This is a genomic window from Asaia astilbis JCM 15831, from assembly GCF_000613845.1.
In the GTDB taxonomy this organism is placed as follows: Bacteria; Pseudomonadota; Alphaproteobacteria; order Acetobacterales; family Acetobacteraceae; genus Asaia; species Asaia astilbis.
In genome coordinates this window covers 1-9,966 of sequence record NZ_BAJT01000030.1, presented here as the reverse complement: position 1 = coordinate 9,966, position 9,966 = coordinate 1, and the positions used below count along the sequence as shown (strand labels likewise).

Genomic DNA, 9,966 nt, shown 5'->3' with positions numbered 1-9,966 from the left:
CGCTTGCGCCGCCGCCGCCGCCGATTCCGCCCCCGGCGGAAAGCAAGACGCCGCCGCTGCCTGACGTGAAAACGCCTGAGAAGATGGTTGATGACTCGGCTGAGCCAATCAAGGCCTCGCCACCCAAACCATCGCCGCCTTCGGCATCCAAGCAGATCGCGCCGCCGTCCCCGCAGACCCAGCCTGTGGACAAGCTGCCAGAGACGCCGACGTTTTCGCATATCACCCAGCCTAATCAGACCAAGAAGACGCAGGCTGACTCGCATTCATTGCTGGCCACGCTGGATGCCATGCGTGCCGATCAGAAGCAGACGCATCCGCCAAAGGCGCGTGCCAACCCGCAGCAGGGTGGCGCACCCAATGGCGGAGGGGCTCCGAACGGCGATATCACGAACGCCTCAGTCTTGCCCAGCAAAAGGCTGTCGGTGGTTCCGTGCGACGTTGTTATTCGGAAGATACGGCAGCGCGTAATTATGCCTCATTCAGCGCGCATCTGATCGTGACCGTCGATGCAAGCGGAGAGGCGAGAATCGTGCGTTTTGCTCCAGACACCCAGGCGAAGGCGAATGCCGATCCGTCCTATCGGGCGTTGGCTGAGCGCGCTCGGGATGCAGTCCTCAGTCCGACCTGCTCGAAACTCCCGATCCCTTCGAACCTTCTTGGTGCGACACACGAGCTCAAATTCGTGTTCCGTCCATAAACCCTAAAGAGCGCAAGAGAAGCGAAGTCATGCCAGTCGATATGCCCCTGTTGACCGACGATCAGGCACAGAGCCTGTCCACCCTTTTCTCCCGCCGCTCGCTGCTTGGTGCGTCCATCGCAGCCGGCGGTCTCCTAGCCACGCCTCTGGGCGCTTTCGCCCAGGCAGCCAGCGCGCCGGGTGAAGCTGAAATTACAGTCGATCAGGCACGAACCGCGCCGATCCCCATCGCGATTCCTTCTTTCGGTCCGGGACTGGGTGAACAGATCACGGGTGTTGTCTCCGCCGATCTGGAGGCAACGGGCCTTTTCACGATTCTTCCCGGTGCCGGCGGCACCCCGGATTTCGCCGCGCTGAAGGCACAGGGCGCCCGTGCCGTCGTGACAGGAAGCGCCGCCGGATCGAGCAGCACACGCGTTGAAATGCGTTTGTGGAATGTTCTGACCGGCGCGCAGATCCAGGGCACTGCCTACACAGCATCGGCCGCCAACTGGCGTCGCATCGCCCATACCATCGCAGACGTGATCTATGAGCGGATGCTCGGTGAGAAGGGGTATTTCGATACGCGTCTCGCCTACATCGCACGGACGGGGCCTCGCCATCATCAGATCACGCGTCTGGCTGTGATGGATCAGGACGCGCCAATAGCCATATTCTGACCTCCGGCCAGTGGCTGACATTGACGCCGCGCTTCAATCCGGTGCGCGATCAGATTGCGTTCATGTCCTACGCCAATAACCGCCCGCGCGTTTATACGTTCGATCTCGGTTCGGGCAGCCAGCGCATGCTGGGCGAATTCAACGGTATCTCCTTCGCGCCGCGCTTCTCCCCCAATGGAGGGCAGGTTGTCCTCTCTGCGACGCGTGGGGGTGGATCGGATATCTTCGTTATCGACCTGGGATCGGGCGCAAAGCGTCAGATCACCAGTTCCGGCGCAATCGATACCAGCCCCTGCTTCAGCCCGGATGGAAGCCAGATCGTCTTCAATTCGGATCGCGGTGGTTCGCCCCAGCTCTACATGATGAGTGCGTCCGGTGGCGGCGCGCGTCGCATCTCCTTTGGCAATGGCAGCTATGGCTCGCCAGTCTGGTCGCCGCGTGGAGATCTGATTGCCTTTACGCGTCTCGCAGGGGGGCGTTTTTCTCTGGGCGTCATGGGGCCGGATGGTACGGGCGAGCGGATCCTGACGGAAGGTTTCACCGTCGAAAGTCCGACATTCTGCCCCAATGGCCGCGTCATCGCGTTCTGCCGTCAATCGGCCTCTGGAGCGGGTGGAGCCGGATTCTCGAGCGGAATCGGGACCATCGATATTACGGGCTTCCACGAGCGCCCGATCCGCACTGAAACAGGGGCCTCAGACCCCGCCTGGTCCCCCCTGCAAGGGTAATTATGTGTCTCTGGCGCCGCATTTTGTTGCGCCAGAGACACTAAATTCTGACTTTCATATGAATTTCGCGCGACTTCTCGTGTAACGGTAATCATGCCGCTTGACCGGGCTTCTCCGGAACCAGTATGGCCGATCTTGGTCGTCGGTATCGGTGAGGCCCAATGGTTCTGGTAACCAGCAAGCAAAGCGGGAACTCCGGCCTACGTAAATAGTTGTGGTCACGCTTCCTGGTCCCGGATGGGACTATATTCAGGGTTGGCAAAAATGAATTTCAAGCTTCTCGGTGCGCTTGGTCTGGCAGTCGTTCTGGCTGCCTGCTCGGACGAATCAAATAAGGGTGCATCGACCGGTGCAGGCGCAACGGCTCAGGAAACCGGCGCTGCGCCTGGTAGCGAAGCCGATCTGGTCGCCAATGTCGGCGATCGCGTCTTCTACGACCTGGCCCGTAACACGCTCTCGAGCGACGCTCAGGCAACTCTCGACAAGCAGGCAGCATGGCTTGCCCGTTACCCGCAGGTCAGCGTTCAGATCGCCGGCAACTGCGATGACCGTGGCACGGAAGAGTACAACATTGCTCTCGGTCAGCGTCGTGCGAATGCCGCTCGCGACTACCTGGTCGCCAAGGGCGTCGCTCCTTCGCGCATCTCGACGATCTCCTTCGGTAAGGATCGTCCGACTGCAGATGGTGACGACGAGCAGGCATGGGCTCAGAACCGTAACGCGATCACCTCGGTCAAGTAATCGGTTCACTTCTCACCGAGGAGATTTTCGTGCTGACGCCTGACGTCAGCCTGTATCGGGATCCTGACGCAGCGTAAATCTTCAGAGTAAAGAAGAGTTTGAAACCGGCTGATGCTTATGCATCAGCCGGTTTTGTTTTACAGTACCCTGCAAAGCGCGTGGCATGATGCCCGCCCTCACGACTTGACTGAAGGATGCGCCATGCGCGGTGCTCGGATTTCCCGCTTTATCATCCTCTCTTCCGTGTCTCTGCTTGCTGCGGGGGGGATTGCTCCTGCGCACGCGCAGCAGGTTACGAGCCGCGAGGGGATCGCGCTTCAGAATCAGATACAGCAGCTCAGCGAGCAGCTGCAGCAGGCTCAGGCCAACGCTCCCCAAAGCAGCCCCATGGCCTCGTCACCGGTACCCGCGGGTGGTGCAAGCAATGGTGATCTTGTGGCGCAGCTCCTTCAGCGCGTCTCTACGCTTGAGAACGAGAACCGCGAGATGCGGGGCGAACTCGATCAGCTGACCAATCAGGTGCAGACGCAGAATGCGACTCTGGCCAAGCAGATTGGCGACATGCAATTCGCTGCGCAGAATGGGGGAGGAGGGGCTGGCGCTTCTGCCGGAACAGCTCCTGCTCAGACGCCTGCGGCGTCGCCAACTGCTGCGCCGCCCGCTACGGAAAAGCCGACCACGGCAATCGACCTGCTCAAGATGGGTCAGGCTGCTCTGAAAAGCAGAGATTATGCAACGGCACAGATCGACGCGAGTCAGGCTCTGAAGCTGGCGCGGACGCCCAATGGCAAGCTCGAATCCCAGTTTTTGCTGGCACAGTCTCTCGCTGGTCAGAAGCAGTATCGCGATTCGGCAGTCGCTTATTACGACGCCTATAACCGGGCGCCGAAATCGCCTCGCGCCCCAGAGGCTCTGCTCGGAGTCTCGGCCTCGATGCTTGCCCTTGGTGACAAGAGTTCAGCCTGTCAGGCCTTGCAGAAGCTGGAGGGTGAATTTCCCTCTGCATCCCCGCGCGTCAAAGCTGCGGTGACAAGCTTCAAGGGGCGCGCCAGCTGCCACTAACTGTAATGCGTGAGATTGGCGAAGAAGAGTTCGCCAATCTTATGTCGGGCTTCGGTCCGTTTCTGCCAGATCTACCTCAATACCCGATTGGTGTTGCCGTCTCCGGGGGAGCAGACAGCCTTTGCCTCGCTTTCCTGTTGCGTCGATGGCGCCGGGCGGTACTGGCTCTGGTTGTCGATCATGGATTGCGTGAAGGCTCGGCCCAAGAAGCACAACTCACCGCTGATCGTCTTCGAGCCCTCGACATTCCCTCGATCATTCTGACGATCGGGCCGATCGACGCATCAAGTCGACTACAGGAAAAGGCGCGTTACGCGCGCTATGAGATCATGGCCCAGGCGTGTCTCGAGCGTGGTGTCCTCGACCTTGCTCTCGGCCATCATGAGCGCGACCAGATTGAAACCTTTTATCTTCGTCGAACCCGCAAAAGCACGGCTCATGGTCTCGCTGCGATGGCAAGCGCTCGTGAAACGCCGAACCTGCGCTATCTTCGGCCTCTTCTCTCGGTCCGTCCTGAGCGTCTTCGCGCCACCCTTGTCGCAAGAGGGCTGAACTGGGTAGAGGATCCGAGCAATCAGAACCGTCGCTTCGAGCGGGTGCGCATTCGCCAGTGTCTGGATCAGGTTCAGCTGGAAACAGGGCGGCGCGAGGTCGCAGCCCATGGGCTGCGGCGAAATGACCTGAACCATGCAATGCCGGCATGTCTGAACGGCATTCGTGTCGATCCTCTCGGGTTCGCCGTGATGGCGACCTTGCCGGATGACCTCGTCCTGCTTGGAAGACTGTGGAAGATGATTTCCGGATCGGAATACCCTCCCGCTCCTGAAGCGCTTCGTAATCTGATTGCGGCTCCGCGGTCCGCGACTTTGGGGGGCGGTATGCTGTGTCCGGCCGGAAAGCTCGGCTCCGGCTGGGTTTTGCTCAGAGAGCCCGAGGCGATCAGCGACCGCAAGATGCCGTATGATGGTTTGTTGTGGGACAGGCGATTCCGGTTGAGCGGCAAGACTCCCTCGAGTCCTTGCGCTGTTGCGCCTCTGAGGGATGAGGCGCGCCGTTATCGGCACCATCGCCTGCCAGCAAGAGTGCTGGCGACCTTACCGGCAATTTGGCAGGGAGACCGGGTCATGGCTGTTCCGTCGCTCAATGAACCCGAGGACGCCTCTTGGGCTGAACTGGCGTTCGAGTTCGAGCCTGAATGCACGGTGTGTGACGCATCATTTTGGTCAGAATACCGCGAAACAGTGAAAACTTGATCGGCAGGGGTGGGAACGTTCTGTCGAATGCTTATGTTAGTCGACACAATATGGTTGCTGTCAGTGCCTGACAGACGGCCAAGGGCTGTCGTCTCACCGTTGAGCAGTCTTCGACTTTAAGTTTGGAAACAATAGAGACAGTGATGAACAATTTTGGCCGCAACCTGGCGCTATGGGTGATCATCATCGTTCTGGCGCTGCTGCTCTTCTTGGCGTTCCAGCCGAGCGGTGGCCAGCACCCGTCCCAGCAACTCGCCTATTCCGATTTCGTCAGCGATATCGATCAGGACCGGGTGCGCTCGGTCGTGGTTCAGAACCAGAACATTACCGGGACTCTCAAGGACGGAACGTCGTTTGAAACCTACGCTCCTGTCGATCCGGGCCTCGTGCCCAGAATGACGAGCAAGGGAATCGAGGTTGTCGCCAAGCCGCTCGATGGCGATGGCAGCCCGATTCTGCGTGCGATCACGAGCTGGCTCCCGATGATCTTCCTGATCGGGATTGGCATTCTCTTCTTTCGTCAGATGCAGTCCGGTAGCGGTCGCGCTATGGGCTTCGGAAAGTCCCGTGCACGCTTGCTGACCGAAAAGCAAGGACGCGTGACCTTCGACGATGTCGCTGGTATCGATGAAGCGAAGTCCGAGCTGGAGGAGATCGTCGAATTTCTGAAGGATCCGCAGAAATTCACCCGGCTCGGTGGCAAGATTCCCAAGGGAGCCCTGCTCGTCGGTCCTCCGGGAACGGGTAAGACGTTGCTAGCGCGCGCCATTGCGGGCGAAGCCAATGTGCCGTTCTTCACGATCTCAGGCTCTGACTTCGTGGAGATGTTTGTCGGTGTCGGCGCGTCGCGTGTGCGCGACATGTTCGAGCAAGGCAAAAAATCTGCACCGTGTATCATCTTCATCGATGAGATCGATGCCGTCGGACGTCATCGCGGTGCCGGTCTGGGTGGTGGCAATGATGAGCGTGAGCAGACGCTTAACCAGATGCTTGTTGAAATGGACGGCTTTGAGAGCAATGAAGGTGTGATCCTGATTGCTGCGACAAACCGACCGGATGTTCTCGACCCGGCATTGCTGCGTCCCGGTCGTTTCGATCGTCAGGTTGTGGTGCCGAACCCCGACGTGGCGGGCCGTGAGAAGATCCTGCGTGTCCATATGCGCAAGGTCCCACTGGCCTCGGACGTCGATCCCAAGATCATCGCTCGGGGAACACCTGGCTTCTCGGGTGCGGATCTGGCCAACCTGGTCAATGAAGCGGCTCTGCTGGCTGCGCGACTTGGCAAGCGGACCGTAGCGATGCTCGAGTTCGACAATGCCAAGGACAAAGTGTTGATGGGGGCAGAGCGGCGTTCACTCGTGATGTCGGAAGAGGAAAAGCGTAAAACGGCCTACCATGAAGGAGGGCACGCAATCTGCGCTCTTCTTACGCCGGGCTCCGACCCGATTCACAAGGCTACGATCATCCTCGTGGCCGTGCCTTGGGCATGGTCCAGATCCTGCCAGAAGGCGACAGGCTGGGCATGACGCGTACCCAGCTCAAGGCTCAGCTGGTCCTCGCAATGGGTGGGCGGGCCGCAGAGGAGATTATCCTTGGGGCTGAGCATGTTGGAACCGGCGCTTCGGCTGACATTAAGATGGCGACGAATTATGCTCGGAGCATGGTCACGGAATGGGGGATGAGCGAGAAGCTGGGTATGGTCGCTTATGGCGATAATGGTCAGGAAGTGTTCCTCGGTCATTCTGTCACGCAGAACAAAAATGTGTCGGAGCAGACGGCCCGCGAGATCGATAGTGAGATCAAGCAGTTGATCGATTCAGCGTATCATCGCGCCCACACATTGTTGCTTGAAAATATCGATGCGCTGCACCGCATCGGCAAGGCGCTGCTGGAATACGAGACGCTCTCTGGCGATGAGGTCGCGAAAGTATTCAGAGGTGAAGCTTTCGAGCGGTTGGAAGCTGACGATTCAGCCCCCGAAAACCGTCGCTCCTCAGTGCCTACGGTCAAGTCGGAACCAACCGGAAGTTCGGAGACGTTGAAAGCGTCCCCTCAAGCGGGCTGATCAATCTCGGTTGTTTGATGAGAAGGGGGAGCGAGAGCTCCCCTTTTTTCGTTTTCAAGGGTGTGCTTCAAGAGAGAGAGAGGTCTCTGCGCCGGGGCAGGATAAGAAGGACGATCATGAGCCAGGAAGTGAAATCGAAGCGCAAACTGTTCGGGACTGACGGTATTCGTGGCAAGGCCAACAGCTTTCCCATGACGGTCGATGTCGCGCTTCGTCTTGGTCAGGCGGCTGGACTTTATTTTCGTCGGGGCGCTCATCGTCATAGTGTTGTTCTTGGCAAGGATACGCGTCTTTCCGGATACATGATCGAGAGCGCGCTTGTTTCCGGATTTCTTTCCGCAGGTATGGATGTCATCCTGGTCGGCCCTTTGCCGACTCCAGCAATTGCAATGTTGACCCGTTCCTTGCGCGCTGATCTCGGTGTCATGATCTCCGCGTCTCATAACCCTTTCGGCGATAATGGGATCAAGCTCTTCGGACCTGACGGTTTCAAACTGTCCGATGAGGTGGAATCCGAGATTGAATCACTGATCGAGCAGGACCTGACCGATCGGATGGCGCCTCCGGAAGAGGTGGGTCGCGCGTCGCGTCTCAACGATGCTGCAGGTCGCTACATAGAGGCAGCGAAGGCTGCGTTTCCCCGTGGTTCACGTCTTGATGGCCTGAGGATTGTGCTCGATTGCGCCAATGGCGCTGCGTACCGGGTGGCACCGACCGCTCTTTGGGAGCTCGGTGCCGAGGTTATCAAGATCGGCTGTGAACCGAACGGAACGAACATCAACGCGAAATGCGGCTCCACCTATCCAGAACTGCTTCGCTCCACTGTCATCGAGCACAAGGCTCATTTGGGTATTGCGCTGGATGGGGATGCCGACCGTCTCATTATCGTCGATGAAAAAGGTCAGATCGTCGATGGCGATCAGATACTTGGCTTGATCGTCCTTTTCTTGAAGAACAGCGATCGCCTAGGTTCCAACGATGCTGTAGCCACGATCATGTCTAATCTCGGGCTGGAAAAGAAGCTGGCCGAACATGGCATCACCTTGCATCGCACGGCGGTCGGTGATCGCTATGTGGTCGAACGGATGAGAGCGCAGGGGATCAAGCTCGGGGGAGAGCAGTCGGGTCATATGATCCTGTCTGATTTTGCGACGACAGGAGACGGGCTGATCGCGGCACTGCAGGTTCTGGCGGTTCTCGTCGAAGACGGACGTCCGGCAAGCGAAGTTCTAGGTGTTTTCGAGCCCTATCCGCAGCTTCTTCGCAATGTCCGCTATCAGGGCGGGGACCCGCTCAATACCGAGATACTGCGGGAGGCGAAACGCGAAGCCGAAGCAAAGCTCGGGACTAAGGGGCGCCTCGTGCTGCGCAAAAGCGGAACTGAGCCTCTCATTCGAGTGATGGCAGAGGCGGAAGACCCGGGGCTGGTCGAAGAGATCGTGTCGATGATCTGTGAGGCCGTTCAACAGGCTGTTACCGCCTGATGAAAGGTCGAGTCCTCATTGTTGCTGGCAGTGACTCGGGTGGAGGTGCAGGCATCCAGGCCGATATCAAGACCGTTTCCGCTTTCGGCGGTTTTGCCATGACGGCGATAACCGCGGTGACCGCCCAGAATACGAGGGGGGTCAGCGCGGTTTCTCTCATGTCCCCAGCTTTCGTTGCAGACCAGATGCGCGCTGTTCTAGATGATCTTGGCGCTGATGTGATCAAGCTGGGGATGCTGGGTAACGCAGAGATCATGGACGCGGTCTGCGATATTTTGGCGAGTTATGCTGACATCCCGTGTGTCATAGACCCGGTGATGATTGCGACGAGTGGTTCGCGACTAATGTCAGAAGACGGCGAAGCCGCTTTTCGACGTCTTTATAAGTATTGTTATCTGTTGACCCCAAATGTGCCCGAACTCGAGGTGTTGAGTGGCCATGTCATCACCGCGGCCGAGACAATGCGTCATGCAGCAGTGGCTCTAAGAGAGCGACAGAAAATACCTTACCTACTGGCGAAAGGGGGGCATCTTCCGGGAAGCTGCGTTGTCGATCTTCTCATCTCAGACGGGGCTGAGGCTGCGTTCCATGATGCTAAGATCGATACGTTGCACACTCACGGTACAGGTTGCACGCTGGCAAGTGCTGTTGCGACGTTACTTGCGCAAGGGATAGACGTCAGAACAGCTGTGCAACAGGGGAGGGCCTATGTCCGTCAGGCCATTCTTCAGGCGCCACCTTGGGGAACTGGGTGCGCCCGGCCCATGAATCACTCCCCTCAGAGAGAGGGCTGAAGTTCAGAGATATCCGATTTGTTTTGTTCGGTCACAGCTTCTGTAGTCACGGGCTTAGAATCGTCTCTCAACACATAACCACGTCCCAGACCGTGCCAATGAGATTCCCGCCGCCAAACTGCTGAAGCTTCTGCGAAGCTTACAGATGAAGACGTCGATGATTTTCATCTCAGGTTCATCGATGCCACCGTAGAGATGGTTAAGGAAGGCATCCTTGGTCAGCACATTGCCACGACGCAGCACCAGGAGTTCAAGGATGGCATATTCCTTGCCGGTCAGCTGAACATGGTTGCCATTGACCGACGCACTCTTGGCGTTGAGGTCGAGCGACAAAGGCCCAACAGTCATTACTGTCGTGCTGAAACCTCGCGAACGTCGCAGTACAGCTTGAAGCCGGGCAAGAAGCTCTTCGGAGTCGAACGGTTTAGTGATGTAGTCGTCAGCTCCCGCGTGAAAAGCCTTGATCTTGGCCTGCGGACG

At 58.3% G+C, this 9,966-nt stretch carries 5 protein-coding genes and 4 pseudogenes; 8 read left to right on the top strand and 1 reads right to left on the bottom strand.

What is annotated here, in order from left to right:
• From JCM15831_RS19640 to thiD, 8 genes and pseudogenes are all read left to right on the top strand, one after another.
• A pseudogene (locus JCM15831_RS19640) lies at positions 1-700 on the top strand (energy transducer TonB); the annotation flags it as partial.
• Between the two features lie 41 nt (positions 701-741).
• A pseudogene (tolB, locus tag JCM15831_RS19635) lies at positions 742-2,087 on the top strand (Tol-Pal system beta propeller repeat protein TolB).
• Positions 2,088-2,351: 264 nt separating this feature from the next.
• Complete coding sequence (gene pal / locus JCM15831_RS14885; protein ID WP_025824859.1) at positions 2,352-2,828, top strand: peptidoglycan-associated lipoprotein Pal; 477 nt, start codon at positions 2,352-2,354, stop codon at positions 2,826-2,828.
• 201 nt (positions 2,829-3,029) lie between these two features.
• Positions 3,030-3,890 (top strand): tol-pal system YbgF family protein, encoded by an 861-nt coding sequence (locus JCM15831_RS14880; RefSeq protein ID WP_025824858.1) that lies wholly within the window; start codon positions 3,030-3,032, stop codon positions 3,888-3,890.
• 5 nt (positions 3,891-3,895) lie between these two features.
• On the top strand, positions 3,896-5,143 hold the full coding sequence (gene tilS, locus JCM15831_RS14875; RefSeq protein WP_051528570.1) for a tRNA lysidine(34) synthetase TilS: 1,248 nt from the start codon (positions 3,896-3,898) through the stop codon (positions 5,141-5,143).
• A 143-nt stretch (positions 5,144-5,286) separates the two neighbouring features.
• Positions 5,287-7,208, top strand: a pseudogene (gene ftsH / locus JCM15831_RS19630) (ATP-dependent zinc metalloprotease FtsH).
• Between the two features lie 116 nt (positions 7,209-7,324).
• Positions 7,325-8,692, top strand: coding sequence for a phosphoglucosamine mutase (gene glmM, locus JCM15831_RS14865; protein ID WP_035774742.1), 1,368 nt, complete (start codon positions 7,325-7,327; stop codon positions 8,690-8,692).
• Positions 8,692-9,486: a bifunctional hydroxymethylpyrimidine kinase/phosphomethylpyrimidine kinase gene (thiD, locus tag JCM15831_RS14860; protein WP_025824855.1), complete on the top strand. Its 795-nt coding sequence runs from the start codon at positions 8,692-8,694 to the stop codon at positions 9,484-9,486. The genes glmM and thiD overlap by 1 nt, the downstream gene beginning before the upstream one ends.
• On the opposite strand, the pseudogene JCM15831_RS19625 reads toward thiD, so the two are convergent.
• A pseudogene (locus tag JCM15831_RS19625) lies at positions 9,471-9,966 on the bottom strand (response regulator transcription factor); the annotation flags it as partial. The gene thiD and the pseudogene JCM15831_RS19625 overlap by 16 nt on opposite strands.